At 69.6% G+C, this 19,683-nt stretch carries 21 protein-coding genes; 7 read left to right on the top strand and 14 right to left on the bottom strand.

All coding sequences use genetic code 11. The features are described from left to right. Window positions 1-16 precede the first annotated feature (16 nt). The 4 genes from F0U44_RS17250 to F0U44_RS17235 all read left to right on the top strand — a co-directional run bounded on the left by F0U44_RS17250 (window position 17) and on the right by F0U44_RS17235 (window position 3,770). Window positions 17-754, top strand: coding sequence for a methyltransferase (locus F0U44_RS17250; RefSeq protein WP_188113536.1), 738 nt, complete (start codon window positions 17-19; stop codon window positions 752-754). A gap of 153 nt (window positions 755-907) precedes the next feature. Beyond that, window positions 908-2,101, top strand: a complete 1,194-nt coding sequence (serA, locus tag F0U44_RS17245; RefSeq protein WP_149729599.1) for a phosphoglycerate dehydrogenase — start codon at window positions 908-910, stop codon at window positions 2,099-2,101. A gap of 114 nt (window positions 2,102-2,215) precedes the next feature. After that, the gene (locus tag F0U44_RS17240; protein WP_188113535.1) at window positions 2,216-2,494 is read left to right on the top strand and encodes a helix-turn-helix domain-containing protein; all 279 of its coding nucleotides are present in this window, start codon (window positions 2,216-2,218) and stop codon (window positions 2,492-2,494) included. Then, window positions 2,484-3,770, top strand: coding sequence for a HipA domain-containing protein (locus F0U44_RS17235; RefSeq protein WP_188113534.1), 1,287 nt, complete (start codon window positions 2,484-2,486; stop codon window positions 3,768-3,770). The genes F0U44_RS17240 and F0U44_RS17235 overlap by 11 nt, the downstream gene beginning before the upstream one ends. Window positions 3,771-3,791: 21 nt before the next feature. On the opposite strand, the gene arr is transcribed toward F0U44_RS17235, so the two are convergent. The 4 genes from arr to F0U44_RS17215 are packed head-to-tail and all read right to left on the bottom strand — an operon-like array spanning window position 3,792 to window position 6,959. After that, window positions 3,792-4,199, bottom strand: coding sequence for an NAD(+)--rifampin ADP-ribosyltransferase (arr, locus tag F0U44_RS17230; RefSeq protein WP_149729596.1), 408 nt, complete (start codon window positions 4,197-4,199; stop codon window positions 3,792-3,794). Between the two features lie 16 nt (window positions 4,200-4,215). Then, on the bottom strand, window positions 4,216-5,754 hold the full coding sequence (locus F0U44_RS17225) for an adenylate/guanylate cyclase domain-containing protein (protein ID WP_149729595.1): 1,539 nt from the start codon (window positions 5,752-5,754) through the stop codon (window positions 4,216-4,218). A 45-nt stretch (window positions 5,755-5,799) separates the two neighbouring features. Then, complete coding sequence (locus F0U44_RS17220; RefSeq protein ID WP_149729594.1) at window positions 5,800-6,432, bottom strand: hypothetical protein; 633 nt, start codon at window positions 6,430-6,432, stop codon at window positions 5,800-5,802. Continuing rightward, on the bottom strand, window positions 6,429-6,959 hold the full coding sequence (locus F0U44_RS17215) for an RNA polymerase sigma factor (RefSeq protein ID WP_149729593.1): 531 nt from the start codon (window positions 6,957-6,959) through the stop codon (window positions 6,429-6,431). The genes F0U44_RS17220 and F0U44_RS17215 overlap by 4 nt, the downstream gene beginning before the upstream one ends. Window positions 6,960-7,027: 68 nt before the next feature. Here F0U44_RS17215 and F0U44_RS17210 point away from each other — a divergent pair, with 68 nt between their 5' ends. Further along, the gene (locus F0U44_RS17210) at window positions 7,028-8,506 is read left to right on the top strand and encodes a flavin-containing monooxygenase (protein WP_223163732.1); all 1,479 of its coding nucleotides are present in this window, start codon (window positions 7,028-7,030) and stop codon (window positions 8,504-8,506) included. On the opposite strand, the gene F0U44_RS17205 is transcribed toward F0U44_RS17210, so the two are convergent. The 6 genes from F0U44_RS17205 to F0U44_RS17180 are packed head-to-tail and all read right to left on the bottom strand — an operon-like array spanning window position 8,448 to window position 14,243. Continuing rightward, window positions 8,448-9,845 (bottom strand): hydroxysqualene dehydroxylase, encoded by a 1,398-nt coding sequence (locus F0U44_RS17205; RefSeq protein ID WP_149729592.1) that lies wholly within the window; start codon window positions 9,843-9,845, stop codon window positions 8,448-8,450. The two genes, F0U44_RS17210 and F0U44_RS17205, sit on opposite strands and share 59 nt — an antisense overlap. Then, entirely contained in the window at window positions 9,842-10,624 is a 783-nt protein-coding gene (locus F0U44_RS17200; protein WP_188113533.1) for an enoyl-CoA hydratase, read from the bottom strand. The genes F0U44_RS17205 and F0U44_RS17200 overlap by 4 nt, the downstream gene beginning before the upstream one ends. Further along, window positions 10,624-11,592 (bottom strand): alpha/beta hydrolase family protein, encoded by a 969-nt coding sequence (locus F0U44_RS17195; protein ID WP_246160630.1) that lies wholly within the window; start codon window positions 11,590-11,592, stop codon window positions 10,624-10,626. Before F0U44_RS17195 ends, F0U44_RS17200 begins: the two co-directional genes overlap by 1 nt. A 13-nt stretch (window positions 11,593-11,605) precedes the next feature. Then, window positions 11,606-12,757, bottom strand: coding sequence for an acyl-CoA dehydrogenase family protein (locus F0U44_RS17190; protein ID WP_149729590.1), 1,152 nt, complete (start codon window positions 12,755-12,757; stop codon window positions 11,606-11,608). Between the two features lie 49 nt (window positions 12,758-12,806). Beyond that, on the bottom strand, window positions 12,807-13,538 hold the full coding sequence (locus tag F0U44_RS17185) for a GAF and ANTAR domain-containing protein (protein ID WP_149729589.1): 732 nt from the start codon (window positions 13,536-13,538) through the stop codon (window positions 12,807-12,809). A 3-nt stretch (window positions 13,539-13,541) separates the two neighbouring features. Beyond that, entirely contained in the window at window positions 13,542-14,243 is a 702-nt protein-coding gene (locus F0U44_RS17180) for a GAF and ANTAR domain-containing protein (protein WP_149729588.1), read from the bottom strand. Between the two features lie 213 nt (window positions 14,244-14,456). Between F0U44_RS17180 and F0U44_RS17175 the strand changes: the two genes are divergently transcribed. Next, on the top strand, window positions 14,457-14,813 hold the full coding sequence (locus F0U44_RS17175) for an STAS domain-containing protein (protein WP_149729587.1): 357 nt from the start codon (window positions 14,457-14,459) through the stop codon (window positions 14,811-14,813). Then, the gene (locus F0U44_RS17170) at window positions 14,810-15,871 is read left to right on the top strand and encodes a fatty acid desaturase family protein (RefSeq protein WP_246160584.1); all 1,062 of its coding nucleotides are present in this window, start codon (window positions 14,810-14,812) and stop codon (window positions 15,869-15,871) included. The genes F0U44_RS17175 and F0U44_RS17170 overlap by 4 nt, the downstream gene beginning before the upstream one ends. A 33-nt stretch (window positions 15,872-15,904) precedes the next feature. On the opposite strand, the gene F0U44_RS17165 is transcribed toward F0U44_RS17170, so the two are convergent. The 4 genes from F0U44_RS17165 to F0U44_RS17150 form a co-directional block, all read right to left on the bottom strand. Continuing rightward, window positions 15,905-17,347, bottom strand: a complete 1,443-nt coding sequence (locus tag F0U44_RS17165; protein WP_149729586.1) for a glyceraldehyde-3-phosphate dehydrogenase — start codon at window positions 17,345-17,347, stop codon at window positions 15,905-15,907. Window positions 17,348-17,411: 64 nt separating this feature from the next. Next, window positions 17,412-17,819 carry a hypothetical protein gene (locus F0U44_RS17160; protein ID WP_149729585.1) on the bottom strand — a complete coding sequence of 136 codons (408 nt, stop codon included), beginning with the start codon at window positions 17,817-17,819 and terminating at the stop codon, window positions 17,412-17,414. A 9-nt stretch (window positions 17,820-17,828) separates the two neighbouring features. Continuing rightward, window positions 17,829-19,094, bottom strand: coding sequence for an RNA polymerase sigma factor (locus tag F0U44_RS17155; protein WP_149729584.1), 1,266 nt, complete (start codon window positions 19,092-19,094; stop codon window positions 17,829-17,831). 43 nt (window positions 19,095-19,137) lie between these two features. Then, window positions 19,138-19,515 carry a YciI family protein gene (locus tag F0U44_RS17150; RefSeq protein ID WP_149729583.1) on the bottom strand — a complete coding sequence of 126 codons (378 nt, stop codon included), beginning with the start codon at window positions 19,513-19,515 and terminating at the stop codon, window positions 19,138-19,140. Between the last annotated feature and the right edge of the window lie 168 nt (window positions 19,516-19,683).

The raw sequence follows: 19,683 nt of genomic DNA, 5'->3' as shown, positions 1-19,683 counted from the left end.
CGGGATGCGCCCCCACGTGAGCGGGTATCTCCCGTTGGTGGAAACTACTGATGCCCTCGAACCCGAGTGTGAGACCGAGCCTGGAGCGACGACGGAGGTCGCTCTGTTCGGCGGCATCGAGGTCACCTGGGATCCCCGCGTGCTGCGCCCGCGTCCGTGGACCACAGCCCAGAGCCACTGGGTCGCTGCCCTCTCGCCGGCATGCCCGGACGGGCCGATCCTGGAGCTGTGCTGCGGCGCCGGTCAGATCGGCGTCCTGGCCGCTTCGTTGACGGGCAGGACCCTCGTGCAAGTAGACCGTCACCCGGTGGCCGCCACCTACGCCCGCCGCAACGCCGGCGCCGCCGGAGTGCTTGCCGACGTTCGCGAGGCGTGGATGCAGGAGGCGCTCATGGAGGACGAGCAGTTCGCTCTGGTGATCCTCGACCCACCCTGGGTCCATTCCGCGCGCGTGGACGACTTCCCGGACGATCCGGCCGATGCCATCGACGGCGGGGTCAACGGCACTGCCCAGCTCGTCCTCGGGCTGGGGATCGCACTGCGGCACCTTCTACCTGGAGGCCACGTCATCGCCCAGGTCGGCGATCACGAGCAGGTCGACGTTCTCCGGGCGGTCATCGAAGGTCAGGCTGGCGCGCATGTGCGGTGGGCGATCCACGAGGTGCGCGACTACCTACCCGGCGGACTGCTCGTCGATGTCGGGCCGCGGCGGGTCAACGAACCACCGATGGCGCCTTCGACGACGACAAGGTGATGCGCGAGACCGCTTGGCAGCAGTTGCCGGCCGCGCAGCCACGACCGGAGGTCGGCGGAGAGATCGAAACGGTCGTGGTCGGCGGCGGCATCACTGGACTGTGCGCGGCGCTCGGGCCGACTGCCCGAGCGGACCCCTCGATACGGTGGTCCCGTGAGGGCATTGCTATTGGAGAACATCCACCCGGCCGCGGTCGAGGTGCTCGAAAGCCGCGGCTACGAGGTCGACCTGCGCCCCGGGGCCCTGGCCGAGGACGAGCTGGTCGCCGCGCTCGCCGGTGTCACCCTCCTGGGGATCCGGTCGACGACGACCGTCACCGCGCGGGTCCTCGAGGAGTCGCCCGACCTCCGGGCGATCGGCTGCTTCTGCATCGGCACCAACCAGGTCGATCTCGCGACGGCAGCGGGACGGGGCGTCGGCGTCTTCAACGCGCCGTACTCCAACACCCGCAGCGTCGTCGAGCTCGTGATCGGCGAGATCATCGCCCTCGCCCGACGGCTGCCGGAGAAGACCCAGCGGATGCACGACGGCATCTGGGACAAGTCGGCTCGCGGCAGCCACGAGGTGCGGGGCCGCACGCTGGGGATCGTCGGCTACGGCAACATCGGCACCCAGCTGTCGACGGTCGCCGAGGCCCTCGGGATGCGGGTCGTCTTCTTCGACAAGGCGGACCGTCCGGCCCACGGCAACGCGCGCCGGCTGACGTCGCTGGCGGGCCTGCTCGCCGAGGCCGACGTCGTCAGCCTCCACGTCGACGGGCGCCTCGGCAACGCCGGTTTCTTCGGAGCCGACGAGTTCGCCGCGATGAAGCCGCGCTCGCTCTTCGTCAACGCCTCGCGCGGCATGGTCGTCGACTACGAGTCGTTGCGTGACCACCTCGAGTCCGGTCACATCGCCGGCGCCGCCGTTGACGTCTTCCCCGCCGAGCCCAAGGCGCAGGGAGACCCGTTCGACTCCGTGCTCCGAGGCCTCGACAACGTCATCCTGACGCCGCACATCGGCGGATCGACCCAGGAGGCCCAGGAGGAGATCGGCTGGTTCGTCGCCGAGAAGCTCGCGAGGTTCGCCCTCGAGGGCAGCACCGCGCTCTCGGTCAACCTGCCCGCCGTCGTCCCGCCGGCGTTGACCGAGGGGCACCGGCTGGGGCTCCTCCACCACAACGTCCCCGGGGTGCTCGCCGACCTCAACGCCGCGCTCGCCTCGGCCGGCGACAACGTTGTCGACCAGACCCTGTCGACGCGCGACCAGCTCGGATACGTCGTCACCGACACGTCGGCGCCGCTGTCGACCGAGGTCGTGGAGCACCTTCGCCGCACCGACTACTGCGTGTGGGCGCGCACCTGGTGACGACCCCTCCCAGGGGAATCGCGGCCGTTGAGCGTTGAATGTCACGGATCGCGCACTTGGTGCGATAGTCACTGAACCATGACATTCACTCAATGTCATGTTACGATGACATTCGTGGACAACTACATCATCAACGACTGGGCCAGGATCGGCCTCGTCGTGCGCGACGTCCGCCGCGCCCGGAAGGTCACTCAACGCGACTTGGCAGAGGCCGCCGGCGTGTCGCGCGGGTGGCTGATCCGGCTCGAGGCCGGTCATCCGAACCCTGAGGCGGCGAGCCTCATGCCGGTGCTCCGAGCGCTCGACCTCGAGCTCGTCGTCCGACCGACAGCCCGGAGCACGCAAGATGTCGAGGACGAGTCGGCGCTCGAGGAGATGCTCCGTGGCGACTGACCGTCTCCACGTCCTTCTGGACGGCACGACGGTCGCGCAGGTGGAGCGGGGCGCCCGCGGGGGTCTGCGGCTCACCTACAGCGACCCGGCAGCCATGCGTCATCCGCTCACGCCCGCGCTCCTTGTCAACGCAGCGGCCCATCGCGGCAAGCCGGTCGAGGCGTTCCTCGAAGGTCTCCTCCCCGACGACGCCGCCGTACGCCAGCGGTGGGCAGCCGATCTCGCTGACAGCCTGGGGCGTCCCGTGCCACCGACGGCGTTCGACCTGCTGGCGTCGATGGGTCAGGACTGCGCCGGCGCCGTCCAGTTCGCCGACGACCACCTGCTGCCCGACCTGCAGGCCCGCACAGGATCCTACGAACCGGTCGACGACCAGAAGATCGCCGCTCGCCTGCGATTGCTCCGCGACGACACGAGCGGGTGGACGATGCCGGCCGAGCACTGGAGCCTCGCCGGCGCCCAGTCCAAGTTCACGCTCGCGCTGCTCGACGGACGTTGGCACGAGCCGCACGGCTCGGTCGCGTCGACCCACATCGTGAAGCCCGGCGTCGCACGGATGCGCCATCAAGCCGTTGTCGAGTTCGCAACGATGCGTCTGGCAGCCAGGTTGGAGCTGCCCACGGCGTCGGTCACCCTCGGCGACTTCGGCGACCAGGAGTCCGTGGTGGTGAAGCGCTTCGACCGTCGGGTCCTCGACGACGGAAGCGTCCGAAGGCTCCATCAGGTCGACCTGTGCCAAGCCGCCGGACGTCTGCCCAGCGAGAAGTACGAGGCCAGGGGCGGTCCGAGCAGCCGCGAGCTCGCCCAGCTCATCAGGCGCGTGTCTTCAGACCCGGAGCATGACGTCCGACGCTTCAGCGACGCCCTCCTCTTCAACTACCTCGCCGGGTGCCCCGACGGCCACGCGAAGAACTTCGCTCTGCTCTACGCGGGCGCGACCGTGCGGCTCGCCCCCTTGTACGACCTCGCCACCGGACTCCCCTACGCACGGCTCGACTCCGACACGACCGCCGCGTTCCACATCGGCGGCGTTCGTCGGTTCGGCGAGGTCTACGAGAAGCACTGGTTGGCCCACGCCCGCGAACTGGGCCTCGACCCGGCGGAGCGACTGGACCGCGCACGCACCCTGGCGCAACGGATCCCCGAGGAGCTCCGCGCCGTCCTCACCGACGAGGTCGGCGGCGACGTCGGCCGCCGTCTGTGGGCCAGGATCTCCGGGAGGCCGGGCAGGCTCACATCCCGAGCGCGCGAGGCGGTCCGCAGGACGAACCGGTGAGCACGGCGGGCTGGAGCTCAGTCAGTTGATGATCTCGGCCCGCTCGGCGGTCAGGACTGTGATCCGGTCGCGCCACGCCTGGAGCTCCTCCGGCGCGAGCCGCGGCCAGTCGGAGACCTCGCCGACGACCTTGATCGGCTCGGCGCTGCGGTAGGACCGGGTCGGGTTGCCGGGGAACTTCTTGTCGGTCACGTTGGGGTCGTTCTCGAACTCCCCCGTCGGCTCGACGAGGTAGACGCGCGGTTCGGCGTCACCCGCTGCCAACTCGGCCGCGAGGCCGGCGCCGCCGACGAGGGCGGTGAAGTAGATGTGGTTCATGACGATCTCGGGTCGGTAGTTCGACCGGAACCCCGCGGTAAGCAGGTCGCCCTCCCGCAGGTCCGCCTTCGTGCCGTGGAAGAAGGGGCCCTCGTCCAAGACTTCGCTCACGGCCCCATCGTAGGAGTCAGGTGGTGCGGTCGAACGGTACGGCGATCCGCGTCGGTTCGACCTTGCCGCGCAGGACGACCGGCTCCGACTCCGTCCAGCCTGCCGTCGCGGCGTCGTCGGCCTGGTCGAGGAGGGCGGCATTGGCGATCACCCGGATCCGCAGCGACTTGGCGATGTCGGTGAGACGCGCGGCCTCGTTGACCGGGTCGCCGATCACTGTGTACTCGTAGCGCTCCGCGGTGCCGACGTTGCCCGTGACGACCTTGCCCCCGGAGACGCCGATCCCCGCGAGCACGTCGGGCAGCTCCTCGTGGAGCCGGGTGTTGAGCGTCCGCGCCGCGGCCAGGGCCAGACCGGCGTGGTCGTCGACCCGGAGCGGTGCGCCCCACACGGCCATCGCCGCGTCGCCCTGGAACTTGTTGATCCAGCCCTGGTGCTCGTGCACGACCTCGATCACGATCTCGAAGAACCTGTTGAGCACAGCGATCGTCTGGTGGGGGTCGCCGGACTCGGCCAGGGCCGTCGACCCGATGAGGTCCACGAAGAGCACGGCGACGTCGCGCAGCTCGCCCTCGAAGGACGGCGACTCCGACAACGCAGCGGTCGCGACGTCGGTGCCGACGTGCTTGCCGAAGAGATCGCGGATCCGCTCCCGCTCCTCCAACCCCGACGCCATCGCGTTGAAGCCGGCCTGGAGCACGCCCAGCTCGGTGGAGTCCCACACCCGCACCCGGGCGTCGAGCTCACCGACCTCGACCTTCCCGAACGCCACGATCAGGTCCTCCACAGGCTCGGCGGTCGCCCGCGCCACCATGAAGGTCGCGAGCAGGCCGGCCAGCGCCACACTCACGGCAAGGATCAACGTGGTCTGGGCGAAGCCGCGCAGGTCGGTCACGGACGGGCGTGAGATCACGATCAAGCTGGTGAGGGCGAGCCCCAGCAGACCGGTGCCGCTGCTCATCAGCCAGGTGAAGACCAGCCGCTTCGCCAAGGCGCGGTCGAGGCGGCGCCGCGGGACCTGCTCGGCCAACGCTCGGCTGGCCATCGGGCGCAGCGCGCGCTCGCCCGCCAGGAACGTGACGGTCGAGGCGAACAGCCCTGCCAGCGCAAACCCCAGACCGACCGAAACACCGATGAGTGCGTCGTAGGAGCCGGCGTACAACGCGGCGATGAGTGCCCCGAGGAGCCAGAGCCCGGCGATGCGCTGGGCGAAGATCAACGGTGCGTCGAGGAGCCGGCGCTGGGTCTTCACGTCCGCGGCGCCGCCGTCCGCGACCCACGCGGTGACCGGCGCCAGGATGCGCGAGCCCATCCGGATGCCGTAGACCGTCGCGAGGAAGGCGTAGGCACCGGCGAGTGCGGTCGTGCCCCAGAACACCTCGGGCGACCTCGCCTCCGGCGGGAGCGGGAGCACGAAGAGCACCAGCATCCCGGCGACGGCGGCGCTGACGACGTCGATCCCGACGAGGAGTAAGGCGGTCGAGTAGCGGAACCGGCGGGTGACCTCGAGCTGTCGAGCAGCCAGCGAACCCAACAGGTTCGGCCGCGGGATCATGCCCTGACGGTAGCGGTAGCCCGCCGGTGAAGATCGCCGGTTCGGCTAGCTCGCGAACGCTTCGTCGTACTGCGCCCGGAGCTCGTCGGTCGCCAGGCCCGACAGCCCGCAGATCGACACCACGCCGTTGGTGGCGCCGACGATGTAGGTCTGGCCGACGGCGAAGTCGACGGGGACCTCGCTCATGTTCATGTCGGGCTCGTCGACCGTGACGAGGTCGGTCTCCGGGCTGGTGTAGAAGTGCGCCGCCTCCAGCGTCACCACGCCGTCCTCGATGCTGGTCACCGTGCCCTCGAAAGCCACCTCGACGGCCCTCACGTCGCTGAGATCCGGGGCAGCGCACTTGGCGGCCGGCCCGGCCGCGAGCGCGAGCTCGGTCACGGTGGGCTTGGCCAACGGCGCGTCGTCGCCCTTGCGTCCGCCGTCGCCGCCGTCGTCATCGCCGAGGAGGGCCACACCGGCGACCGAGCCGCCGACGATGACCGCCGCAGCAGCGGCATAAGCGAGGTAGCGACGGTTCGAGCGCGGGCTGGTGGTCGGGGTCTGGTTCACGGATGCCTCCAAGACTGCGGCCAGCCGGTCAGGTGTGATCGGCGGCAGGGCGTGAGCGGGGTCGGACGCGTGCAGCACGTGGCGGGTCGCGTCGTCCGGCGTCGAGCCGGGGGTGCTGTCCGTCATGTCCTTCTCCCTTCTGTCACCCGTTCATGTCCGGGACCGGCACCTGGCTTACGCAGCTGCTCCTCGAATTTCTGCCGCGCCCGGTGCAGGCGGACGCCCGCAGCATTGGGATTGATGTCGAGGACCACGGCGATCTCCGTCGGCGTCAGCTGCTCCCACGCCCAGAGCCGCAGCAGCTCGGCGTCCGCAGGCCGCATCCGGGCAAGCGCGTCGTGGACCTCGTCGAAGGACGGCTCCTCAGGGGAGGCCTCCCTGGGTGGGTCCACCGCAGCGATCCGGGTCGCCAACCGGAGCTGACGCCGCGCACCGCGCTGAGCGTTGGCCAGGCAGTTGCTCGCGACCCGGTAGATCCATGGCGCGAGGTCGTCCGGCGCCTCGTCGAGGCGTCGCCAGAGCACGAGCATCACCTCGGCGAACACGTCCTCGGCCGTCGCGTGGTCCGTACGACGGGCGAGGTAGCGCCGGACCGGCTCGACGACCTCGAGCGCACGGCGCTCGAACAGCGCGTGGCGCGCCGTGGTCTCCATGGTGCTCACTCTGGACTATGTCCGGCAACGGCACGCTTCTTACCCCCGGGCTCCGCTAGATTCCCGGCGTGTCGGCAAACGCGGCAGCCGCCGCTCCTCTGCGCCAACCGCGCATCGCCATCATTGGCGCCGGCATGTCCGGCATCTGCCTCGGCGCGCTCCTGCTGAAGGGCGGCATCAGGGACTTCACCGTCTATGAGAAGGCCCCCGCGGCCGGCGGCACCTGGCGCGACAACACCTACCCCGGCATCGCGTGCGACGTCCCCTCGCGCTTCTACCAGTACACCTTCGCGCCGAACCCCGAGTGGAGCCGGTCGATGGCTCCCGGCGCCGAGATCAACGCCTACTTCACCAAGGTCGCGCGCGACACGGGGGTCCACGACCGGATCCGCTTCGGCGCCGAGGTCTCCGACATCAACTGGCTCGACGGGCAGTGGTCGGTGACCACCGCCGACGGCACCAGCGAGACGTACGACTTCGTGGTCTCGGCGACCGGGATCCTGCACCACCCGCGCTATCCCGACCTCGACGGCCTCGACACGTTCGGTGGAGCGATGTTCCACTCAGCGCGCTGGGACCACTCGGTGCCCCTCGACGGACAGCGCATCGCCATCGTCGGCACCGGGTCGACCGGCGCCCAGATCGTCAGCGACCTCGCCGGTCGTGCCGAGGAACTGGTGGTCTTTCAGCGGACGCCGCACTGGGTCATGCAGCTGCGCAACCCCGAGTTCTCCCGGGTGACCCGCTGGCTGCACCGGCGCTCGGCGGCCTACGACACACTGACCTACCACGGCAGCCGGCTCTTCATCGAGTCCTTCTCCCCCGCGCTCCTCCACCCGGGCCGCGCCCGCAGGTTCGCGACCTGGCTGATCAGACGGCAGCTCAACAAGATCGAGGATCCGGTCCTGCGCAAGCAGCTGACGCCGGACTTCGAACCGATGTGTCGCCGGTTGATCATCTCCACCGGCTACTACGACGCGGTGCAGCGTGACGACGTCCAGATCGTGGCGAGTCCCATCGATCGCGTCGAGCCGGACGGCGTACGGACCACCGACGGAGTGCTGCACGAGTGCGACGTGCTGGTCCTGGCGACCGGGTTCGACTCGCACGCCTACCTCCGCCCGACCGCGGTGACGGGGCCGAGCGGTCACACTCTCGACAAGGCGTGGGCCGGCGGTCCCCGCGCCTACCGGACCGTCGCCGTCCCCGGGTTGCCCAACTTCTTCATGTTCATGGGCCCGAACTCACCGGTCGGCAACTACTCGCTGGTGGCGATCGCCGAAGCCCAGGCCGGCTTCATGCTGGCGTGGATCGAGCGGTGGCAACGCGGCGACGTCGACACGATGGCACCGTCGGCCGAGGCGACCGATGCGTTCTACCGCGACGTCGACGCGGCGATGCCCGACACCGTCTGGGCCACCGGCTGCACCAGCTGGTACGTCGGCCAGGGCGGCCGGGTCGAGCTCTACCCCTGGGCGCCGAAGCAGTTCAGAGCGATGCTCGCGAAGATCGAGGACGAGGACTTCGAGACGACCGCACGCTCGTGACGCTCAACAGGTGGTCGACTGCACGCGCCGCGGACTGGCAGGCACCCTCCATGGTGATGGTCCAGCCGGTCTGCAGCCAGTCGCCGGCGAGGGCGAGGCCGTCGACCTGCGTCTCGACCCCGGGGCGGACGCCGAAGCTGCCGGGGTGCTGCGTGATCGTCGACCGCGGCATCCGAACGACATGCGAGTGCAGCACCTGCGCGTCGCGAGCCTCCGGGTAGTACCGCCGGAGCATCTCCATCTGCCTTCCAGTGATCTCGGCGTTGCTCAGTCCGATCAGGTCGTAGGACGCTGACACCGTGGTCGAGTAGAACCAGCTTCGCTCCGGGGAGCGGCCATGCATCCGCTGGCGGTCCCAGACCTGCTCGAGCACGCCGAGACCGTCGTACAGGACCTCACCCCACTCCTGCATGCCGATCGACCGGTCGAGGTAGAGGTTGACGCTGACGATCGGTACCGGCTGCAGGATCTCGGCCGCCCGGTAGACCTCCTCGTGGCCCGGCACCTGGTCGAGCAGACCCCTGATGCTCCAGACCGGGACGGCACAGATGACGGCGTCGGCCGGCACGCGTTCACCGTCGGTCAGGGTCACCCCGGTGACGGCGCCGTCCTCGACGTCGATGGATCGCACAACCGCGCGGTGCCGGACGTCGACACCGCGCTCGGCGAACACGCGGCGCGCCCCGGCGAGGTAGAGCGTGTCGAGGTCGACGGTCGGGTAGCCGATCGAGATCGGCGTGCGCAGCTTGAGCGCTTGCTTCGCACCCGTTGCCATCAGGTCGGCCAGCGGCTTCGCGGCGCTGAGCTCGGGTTTGTCGCCGGTCAGGCCGATGGTCATGCCGTCCCACAACGCGTGCTGCACCGACCGGGGCATCCCCAGCCGGTCGAACCACTCGGCCGCGGTGATCGCGTCGAGGTCGTGTGGCTGCCGGAGCGACTGCGCCATGAGTCGCAGGGTCGCCGCCGCCGCGCGCAGTCGCTCGCCCACCGTGATCCCGGGCACCCGTTTCAGGAACTTGTCGACGTTGTGGAGCGACGTGCTGGTGGTGTCGTCGCCAGGAAAGCGGTAGCCCAGCCGACCCGGAAAGCAGACGTGCTCACGGGTGCCGACGCTCTCCAGGTAGCGGAAGACGTTCTCGTAACCGCTCGCGAAGACGTGCTGGCCGTTGTCGGGAACGTCGTCGACCGCGGGTTGCGGCATCGCAATGGTTCGACCGCCGAGCGAGCCGCGCCGCTCGAGAAGCGTGACTCGCTGCCCGGCCTCGGTGAGCCATACCGCCGAGGCGAGGCCCGCCAGGCCGCCCCCGACGACCACGAAGTGACGCTGCTCGCCGGTCATGCCTGCTCGCGGCCCCTGGCGATGACCGCCCGGCGGTTGGCCTCGAGGTCGGTGACCTGCCCGCCGCTGACCCATGCTTCGGCCACGGCCGACTCGTTGAGCCAGGAGTCGTGCCCGTCGAGGAGCTCGTTCTCGGCGTACGTCTTCAGGATCCGGCGTACGGCGGCCTGGTTGCCCGAGACGATGTCGGCCGCCAGTCGTCGGGCGACTCCCAGGAGGTCGGCGTGGGGCACGACCTGGTTGACCAGGCCCCACTCCAGTGCAGTCCGCGCGTCGATGAAGTTGCCGGTGGCGCTCATCTGGCGGGCTCGACGAACACCGATCGCCTGCGGCAGCAGCACCGACAGTCCCCACCACGGCTGGAGGCCGACACGAGCGTGGGTGTCGGCGAATCGCGCGTTCTCCGACGCGATCAGGAAGTCACAGGCGAGCGCGATCTCGAATCCACCGGTGATCGCGAACCCGTTGACCGCACCGATCAGCGGCTTGTCGACCGTGCCGAACGGGCCACGGTCGGGCACCGGCATGTCCGACGTCGGAGCCGTCTCCATCAGGCGCTTGTCGCCGGCAGCCACGGCCTTCAGGTCGAGCCCCGCGCAGAAGGCCGGGTCGGCACCGGTCAGCACGAGCACGTCGACCCCGTCGTCGGCATCCATCGCCGCCACCGTCGAGGTCAGCGCGTCGAGCAGGTCGCCGTTGAGGGCGTTGCGGGCGTCGGGCCGGTTGAGGGTGATGGTCGCGACCCGGTCAGCGACCTCCAGCAGCACCAGTTCAGTCATCAGCGGTTCCTCCTCGCGCGGGCCAGCGTGACGGCCGGCTCGGAGTCCACGAACTTCGCCTTGGCGAGCGTGGCGACCCCGTTGGCGTAGACGCCGGCGTCGTTGATCAGCGGGTCGACCGCGTCCGGCATGACGAGCCGGCCACAGGCGCCGCGAGCCAACCGATCGACGTCGGCCGGACCGTCGTGCCGGAGCGCGTCGAGCGCGAGCTCCCAGGTCAGCGAGTCCCACAAGGACCCGCCGTGGTGGACGATGCGCAGCGGACAGACGTCCTGCAGCAGCACGTTGGCGGCGCCGTCGAGCGCGGCCGTCGCAGCCGGCTGCACCAGGTCGTCGACCAGCGAGTAGATCGACGTGACGTCCACGTCGCCCGGCGTCTCGTCCCCCGCGTTGAGAGCGGTGACGAAGTCGGAGCCCTTCGCCATCTGCCACGCCGCGGCCGGGCACAGCCGTGCGACACAGATGCCCGTGGCCGTGAGGGTGCCGTGACCGGGACCGGAGAGCAGGATCTCGTCGTCGGTGATCCGACGGACCGACGCCCACCACTTCACCGATCCCCGCTGCTCGAGCGTGCCCTGGCTGTGGCCGATGGTGTCGACGTCGCGGCCGGTGAGGCGGTGCAGCTTCTGGACGGCGTAGGCGACGTACTCGGTCGCGACCTGGACGTCGCCCCACGACGCGGCCGGCAGGGTCACGACGCAGGCGTCGTAGCCGGCGGCCGCGAGGGCGGGCACGTAGTTCCAGCCCCAGTTCTGCTGGCCCGTCTGCCCGGTGCCGTGCACGAGCAGGACCGGGTCGCGGCGGGGGTGGCTGAACTTCGGGCAGTCCAACGCAGCCGCCAGCTTCGCCACGGGCACCGTGAACGCAGGGTCCACAGGAGCCCGCCGCGCCTCACCCGGAGCTGCGCCGACGACCGACCCGAGGAGCAGTGCCACCGTGGCGAGGACGAGGGACGACCGTCGGCGCATCACCGAGGTGACCTCAGAGGCCCATGCTCTTGGCGATGATCAGCTTCATGACCTCCGACGTACCTCCGTAGATACGCGTCACGCGGGTGTCGGCGTAGAGGCGGGCGATCGGGTATTCGTTCATGTAGCCGTAGCCGCCGTGCAGCTGCAAGCAGCGGTCGATGACCCGGCCGGCGACCTCGGTGCAGAACAGCTTGGCGGACGCGGCGTCGACGGCGGAGAGCTCGCCAGCGTCATGGGCCTCGATCGCGCGGTCGACGACAGCCTCGGCGGCGTCGACCTCGGCCTGGCAGGCGGCCAGCTCGAACTTGGTGTTCTGGAACGAGGCGACCGTGGTGCCAAAGACCTTGCGCTCCTCGACGTAGGCCTTCGTGAAGCCGATCGCGGCCTTCGCCTGGGCGTAGCCGCTGACCGCGATGCCGAGGCGCTCCTGCGGGAGGTTCTGGCCGAGGTAGGAGAAGCCCTCGTTCTCCTCGCCGAGCAGGTCCGCGGCCGGGATCCGGACGTCGGTGAAAGCGAGCTCGGCGGTGTCGGAGGTCTTCAGCCCGAGCTTGTCGAGCTTGCGACCGACCACGTAGCCCGGCGACTTGGTGTCGACGGCGAACAACGAGATACCGAACCGGCGGTTGCTCTCCAGCGGCGGCGAGGTGCGCGCACACACGATCACCCGGTCGGCGTGGACGCCGCCGGTGATGAAGGTCTTCGCGCCGTTGAGCACGTATTCGTCACCGTCGCGCTTGGCGGTGGTCTGCATGCCCGCGAGATCCGAACCGGCGCCCGGCTCGGTCATCGCGATCGCCCACATCTCCTCACCAGCGATGAAGCCCGGCATCCAGCGCTGCATCTGCTCGGGCGTGGCGAGCTTCTGCAGGTAGGGCAGGCACAGCTCGAGGTGGACAGCGACGCCACCGAGCTGCACACCGGCGCGCGCGGTCTCCTCGGTCAGGATCGCCGAGAACTTGAACGACTCGACGCCGGCGCCGCCGTACTCCTCGGGGACCTCGATGCCGAGGACGCCGAGGTCACCGACCTTGGCATAGAGGGACCGGTCGACCAGGCCCGCGTCGTACCACTCCTGGTAGTGCGGGACGACCTCAGCCTCGATGAACTGCCGCATGGTCTTGCGGAAGTCCTCGTGCTCCTCGGTGAAGATGCTGCGACGCATGGTGCTCCTCTCACGACGGATGTGCGGGGCCATCCTGACACCATCACTGTCACAATGGGGAGCCGGTGCCCTCGGACACGTGCTTCGGCTCGCCAGCGATCACCTCGCGCGCAATGTCCGCGAGCCGTCGGTTGGCGCCACGGGCCCGTTCCCGCAGCCGCTCGAAGGCCACGTCCATGTCGACGCCGCCTTGCTCGGCCAGCACGCCTTTGGCCTGCTCGATCACCACCCGGCTCGCGAGAGCGCCCTCGAGTTGGGCGACGACGATGACGCTCTCATGGATCGCACGCTCCTGCAGCAAGCCGATGGTCGCGACGTCGGCCAACCCCTGGGCGATGTGCCCGTCGTCCTGCGACAGTGTGCCCGGGCGGGTGTTGAACAGGTTGAGCGCTCCGATGGTCACCTCACGCAGTCGCATGGGGAACGTGTGCACGGCGCGGTAGCCGACCTCCAGAGCCACGGGGGCGAACGTCGGCCAGCGCTCCGCGTGGTCGGCAAGGTCGTCCACCGACAACGGCACGCCCGTGCGGTAGCAGTCCAAGCACGGACCTTCCCGGGACTGGATCTGGAACAGCTCCAACAACTTCGTCTGCTCGGTGGTCGAGGCCATCACGTGCAGGCTCCCCCGCTGGTCGCTCAACAGCAGACCTGCCTCGGAGACATCGAGGAGACGGACCGTGTGACCAACGAGCCGGTGCATCAGATCGGCGACGTCGTAGTCGGAGACGAGCGTGTCCGCCAGGTCGACGAAGGCACTGGCCAGGGCGTGTTCTCGGTTCATGCTTCACTCTTCTCGTACAGGCCCACCGGGCCCAGGTGGGTCGGGATCAAGCCTGAGTCGTCGTTGGACGATGTCAGTTGCAACGGCATACACGGTCTGTCCGGTCGTGTAGGCGTGAGCGCGGAGTCGGGCGAAGGCGTCCTCGACACCGACCCCCAGCTGGACGACCAGCATCCCGGTGGCCTGGTGGACGTCGCGAGACCGGCTTCCTTCGAGGTCACCGGCGTCGTCGTGGTCGTTGGCGCCCGCCCGGAGCGAGAGCAGCGCGAGCGTCGCGGCGTCCACGGCCCGGAGGAGGGCCCCGAGGTCGTCAGCGGAGAGTGGCCGAGTCGCCCATCGGTAGGAAAGGCACACCCCCGCCGTGATGGCACCCACCTGCATCGGGATGGCGAACAAGCCCCCGACCGGGAGGTGCGCGATCTCCTCGCTGAACACCGGCCACCGGGCCGTCGCCCCGCTGTCGGCCAGGTCGGCCACCAGCACCGGGCGGCGGGCGAGGAACGCGTCCTGGGTCGGTCCCTCGCCGAGGCTGTACTGGATCCGCTCGAGCTCATCGACCACGGGATCGCTCGCGCACCAGATCTCGCGGGTCTGATCGGACAACATCTCGGTGAAGGCGGCGCCGTCGATAGGAGCGGAGTCCACGAAGGTCCGGCAGATGACGGCGACCGCAGGACTGTGCCCGGAATCCTCATCCTTGGCCACCGCCGTACACCTCGATGTAGGTCGTACCGCTAGCGACATGTGCGGCCTGGACACCGCAGTGTCGGAGCTGCCGCCCAGGTGGGCGGACCTTCCATTGGACATTAGGTGCCACCGGACTACGCTGTCCAACAACGGCCGGCGCACATCCACCACCGGCTTGGTCGATCGCCCCCGGACCCCGGGTGACGTCCTTCCCCCTTCGGGAGCGTCCCCATGCAACAGGTCCGCAGCACCCCCACCGCCACCCGAACACGGTTCAACGTGCGCATCGACGCCCCCGACGGAGGGTGGTCGATCCTGAGCGTCGCCGGCGACCTCGACCTCAGCGCCGCACTCGGACTCCAGACCTTCCTGGCGACGCAGGAGGACGCCGGCCGAACGACCCTGCGGCTGGATCTCAGTGAGGTCACGTTCATGGACTGCTCGTGCCTGCGGGTCCTTTCGGACGCCCACGTGCGGTTGTCGGCGCGTGGCGGCGGACTCGAGATCTTCGAGGCCAGCAGGTCGGTCAGCAGGCTGCTGAGAGCCACCGGCCTCCTGCGACTCCTCAAGATCGGCGACACCAGGTGACCGCGACGACGACCGAGAGACGTGACTTCACGATCGCCTACACGGACCTCGCCCGCGACGTGGCCGACGCCGGGCTGCTCGGCCGACGCCACCTCTACTACTGGGCCGCGATGGGCGCCGCCGTCGCGGCGTTCGTCGGCGTATGGGTCGGTTTCGCGCTGCTCGGGGACTCATGGTTCCAGTTGCTGATGGCGGCCGCCCTCGGGCTGGTCGTGACCCAGTTCGGGTTCCTCGGCCACGACGCTGCCCATCGGCAGATGTTCGCCTCTCCCACCTGGAACGCCTGGACGGCTCGCATCCTCGCCGGCGCGTTCGCCGGCCTGAGCGTCAGCTGGTGGCGGACCAAGCACAACTTGCACCACAAGGGACCCAACCGCGAGGGGACCGACCCCGACATCGCCGCCGGTGCGATCTCCTTCACCCCGGCCGCCGTCGCTGCCCGGACCGGCACCTCCGCGTGGTTCGTACGCCGCCAGGGCTGGTTGTTCTTCCCGCTCCTGACCTTGGAGGGTGTCAATCTGCACGTCGCCAGCATCCGGGCCACCCTCGACCGCACATCTGCCGAACCCTGGCGGCGCCTCGACCTCGGCTTGGTCGTGGTCCGGCTGGGGTCCTACGTCGCCGTGCTCGTCCTGTTCTTGCCGATCGGAATGGCCGCTGCCTTCCTCGCCGTCCAGCTGGGGGTGTTCGGCTTCTGCCTCGGCGCAGCGTTCGCGCCAGCCCACAAGGGCATGCCGATCGTGCCGGCAACCATGATGCTCGACTTCTTCCGACGGCAGGTGCTCGTCTCGCGCAACGTCCGCGGCAGCTTCGCAGTCGACATCTTCATGGGAGGTCTCAACTACCAGATCGAGCACCACCTCTTCCCGAACATGCCGCGCTGCAACCTCAAGCGCGCGCGCCCGCTCGTGCAGGCGCACTGCGCTCGAGCCGGGATCGCCTACGTCGAGGTGGGTCTGATTCGCTCCTATGCGCTCGTCGTCGACTACCTCAACAACGTCGGCCTTCGCGCTCGCGATCCGTTCGACTGCCCGCTGGCCGCCCAGTTGCGCGGCTGAGCGGCTGAGCGGCTGAGCGGTGCCTAGCGGTGCCTAGCCCCCGAGCGGATAAGTTGGGTACTCGACCCCCGAGATGCTCTGCACGACCCGGACGACCTGGCACGAGTAGCCGAACTCGTTGTCGTACCAGACGTAGAGCATCGCCTGGTCGCCGTCGACCAGCGCTGCGTTGGCGTCGATGATCGAGGAGGCACGGGAGCCGACGAAGTCGCTCGACACCGCGTCATTGGCGGTCGTGTAGTCGAGGCAGCGGCTGAGCGGACCCTCGAGCGAGGTCTGGCGCAGGTGCGCCAGGACCTGGTCGCGATCGGTCGCCGTCTTCAATTGCAGGCTGAGGATCGCCATCGACACGTCGGGCGTGGGCACCCGGATCGAGTTGCCCGAGATGCTCGCCTCGAGGTCCGGAAGGACCTTCTTGACGGCCGAGGAGGCACCGGTCGCGGTCAGCACCATGTTGATCGGCGCGGACCGGCCGCGCCGGTCGGCCTTGTGGTAGTTGTCGAGCAGGTTCTGGTCGTTGGTGTAGGAGTGCACCGTCTCGACGTGAGCCCGGATCAGGCCGAACTGGTCGTCCATCGCCTTGATCGTCGGGACGATCGCGTTGGTCGTGCACGACGCGCAGGACAGGATCTTCTCGTCGGCGTCGACGCCGAGGTGGTTGACCCCGTGGACGATGTTGGGGATGTCGCCCTTGCCGGGCGCGGTGAGCAGCACCTTGGCGATGCCGGGGCGCAGGTGGCGCTCCAGGCCCGCGCGGTCGCGCCAGACACCGGTGTTGTCCACCAGGATCGCGTCGTCGATGCCGTAGGCCGTGTAGTCGATCTCGTCGGGCGAACCCGCGTAGATCACCTGGATGGCGGTGCCGTTGGCGATGATGATGTTGTTGGCCTCATCGACCTGGATGGTCCCGTTGAACTGTCCGTGGACCGAGTCACGGCGCAGGAGCGAGGCGCGCTTGGCGAGGTCGCCCTCGCCGCCACCGCGGACCACGATCGCGCGCAGCCGCAGGCCGTTGCCGGCACCGGCCTTCTCGACGAGGAGCCGGGTCACGAGCCGGCCGATCCGGCCGAAGCCGTAGAGGACCACGTCCCGCGGCGCGGCGCCCCCGGGCTTGTTGTCGCCCGCGATGTCGCTCAGGGCGTCCGCCACGAAGTCGGGGATGCTCAGCCCGCGGCCGTCGGCGTCGTAGGCGGCATGGAGCCGCGCGAGGTCGATCTTGACCGAGCTGATGTCGAGCGCGCTGACCGCCTCGAGGAAGGGGAACGTGTCGCGCACCGACAGCTCCTCGCCGCTGACGCGACGGGCGAAGCGGTGGGTCTTGATGATGCGGATCGCGTCCTTGTCGACCAGCGAGCGGCTGTGCAGCACGACGGTGACGCCCTTGTCGCGATTGAGCGCACCGATCAGCGGGATCGATGCCTCGGCCACCGCCTCCCGCTCGTTCCAGTCGGCAAGGGTCTCTTCGTACGTCGGCATGGCGCGCATTCTTCCATTCCTCACCGGTGCCCCTCGTCGCCTCCTGCTGAGCCTGAGATCAACGTCACCGCGCTGACGTGGCGCCTGGCACTTCAGGCCGCCGGGCGACATCGAGCACCGGCGCGACCACCTCCACCACGCCGACGATCTCGGCCCCAAGACCGATCCAGATGACGCCTCGGTCGTTGCGGAGCACCAGCCGCCCGAACTGCCGGTCGACCACACCGGCGACGAGGACGCCCTTCTCGCGGGCGACCACGACGTCGGTCCGCAGCGGTCGGCGAGTCGGATCGAGGACGACCTCGGTCCCGGCCAGCCAGCCGCGGGTGCGGACCAGCTCGCCACCCAGCCGGATGGTCAGCGGACGATCAGGGTCAGCGGCAACACGACGGTCCTGGTGAGGCCGGGGCGACCCGGCCGGCGCGTCGAACGGCAACGACTCCTGGCCCGCAACCTCGCCATGCGAACGCATGTTCGAATGCTAGCCGATCGCGCGGTCCTCCTCCTCGGCGCGGCCCAGCAGCAACATCTGCTCGCTCTCGTTGCGCGTGAGCGCCGCGGCGTCACGGAAGGCCGCGGCCGCTTCGAGGTGGCGCCCCGCGCGCGCCAAGAGATCACCGCGGACGCTCGGCAGCAGGTGGGAGCCGGCCAGCGCACCGTCCGGGATCGCGTCCAGGACGGCCAGGCCGGCCTCCGGGCCGGACGCGCGACCGTGAGCCACTGCACGGTTGACCTCGACGACGGGCCCGGGAGCGGCACCGGCCAGTACGTCGTACAGGCGGGCGATGCCGGGCCAGTCGGTCTCCTCCGGGGTGGCTGCCCGTGCGTGCCGCGAGGCGATCGCGGCCTGCAGGTAGTAGCGGCCGACCGGTCTGCCGCGCGCGGCGAGCGCCTCTGCCCGCGCGAGCGCGGCGAGTCCCCGACGGATGAGCAGCTCGTCCCACAGGCTGCGGTCCTGGTCGTCGAGGAGTACCGCCCGCCCCTCAGCATCGGTGCGGGCCGCACCGCGCGAGGCCTGCAGCTCCAGCAGGGCCTGGAGACCATGGACCTCCGGCTCGTCGGGCACCAGGTCGGCGAGCATCCGGGCCAGCCGGATCGCCTCGTTGGTCAGCTCAGGGCGCATCCAGTCGTCGCCAACGGTCGCGGTGTAGCCCTCGTTGAAGATCAGGTAGATGACAGCCATCACGTCGTCGAGACGCTCGGTGCGCTCCTCGCCGACGGGCAGCTCGAACTCCGCGCGCGCCTCACTGAGCGTCTTCTTCGCTCGCGAGATGCGTTGGCCCATCGCCGTCTCGGCGGCGAGGAACCCACGTGCGATCTCCGTGGTCGTGAGGCCGCCGACCAGCCGCAGGGTCAGCGCGGCGCGCGACTCGGGAGTCAGCTGGGGGTAGCAGGACAAGAAGATCAGCCGGAGGACGTCGTCCTCGATGAAGTCGACCTGCGAGCTGAGGTCGGGCATGCCGTCCTCCTCTGTCAGGGCGTGACCGATCTCTTCGGTCTTGCGGCGCAGGTTGTCGGCGCGCCGGAACGTGTCGACGGCGCGGCGCTTCGCGGTGGTCATCAACCACGCGGCCGGGTTGGCGGGGACGCCTTGGGACGGCCACTGCTCGAGCGCGCTCACGAGCGCGTCCTGGGCCAGGTCCTCGGCGAGGTCGAGGTCCCGGGTCATCCGGGTCAGGGCGCCGACCAGGCGACCGGACTCCTCCCGCCAGACGGCGGTGATGGAGTCCGTGGTCGGGTCGGGCATGCGGCCAGCCTAGAAGGCTGGCCGCGCCCGTCCGTCGTACGACTCAGGCGTCAGCCGGGGTCGGCGGCTCGTCGGAGATCTGCCGCAGGGTGGCGACCATGTTGCACTCGGGCCAGTACTTGGCGTGCAGCTCGGCGAACTCCTGCTGCCCGGCGATCGCGTCCTCGACGGTGTCGTACTGCAGCAGCGCCCAGCCACCGACGACCTCCTTGGCCTCGGCGTAGGGGCCGTCGACCCGGGTCGTCTCCCCCGTGCGCACCACGAAGTTGACCGTGTCCTCGGTGCCGTAGAGCCCGCCCCCGTCGAGGAAGTGGCCCTTGCCGGCCTGCTCGCCGATGTAGACGTCCATCGCCTCGAACAGCGCCTGGGGCGGCATCGGGCCGCCCTCTTCCATCCTCACGAATCCCATGAACCGCGGCATTGCTTGCTCCTCATCGTTGGGGCCTCCCCTTGCTCGGTGGCCGTCTCACCCCCACGTCGAACTGCATCCTTGCCTTTCGACATCGCTCTCGAAAGTTTTTTCCGGCGTCGCCAGCGATCGGACTTTCCGGGCCCCTCTTGAATAATATGTAGACTGGTCTATTGTTGA

Origin of the sequence: Nocardioides humilatus (genome assembly GCF_008373755.1) — a bacterium.
Lineage (GTDB): Bacteria > Actinomycetota > Actinomycetes > Propionibacteriales > Nocardioidaceae > Nocardioides > Nocardioides humilatus.
Note: the sequence above shows the minus strand (reverse complement) of the source record. Positions and strands in the feature narration are given on the sequence as shown.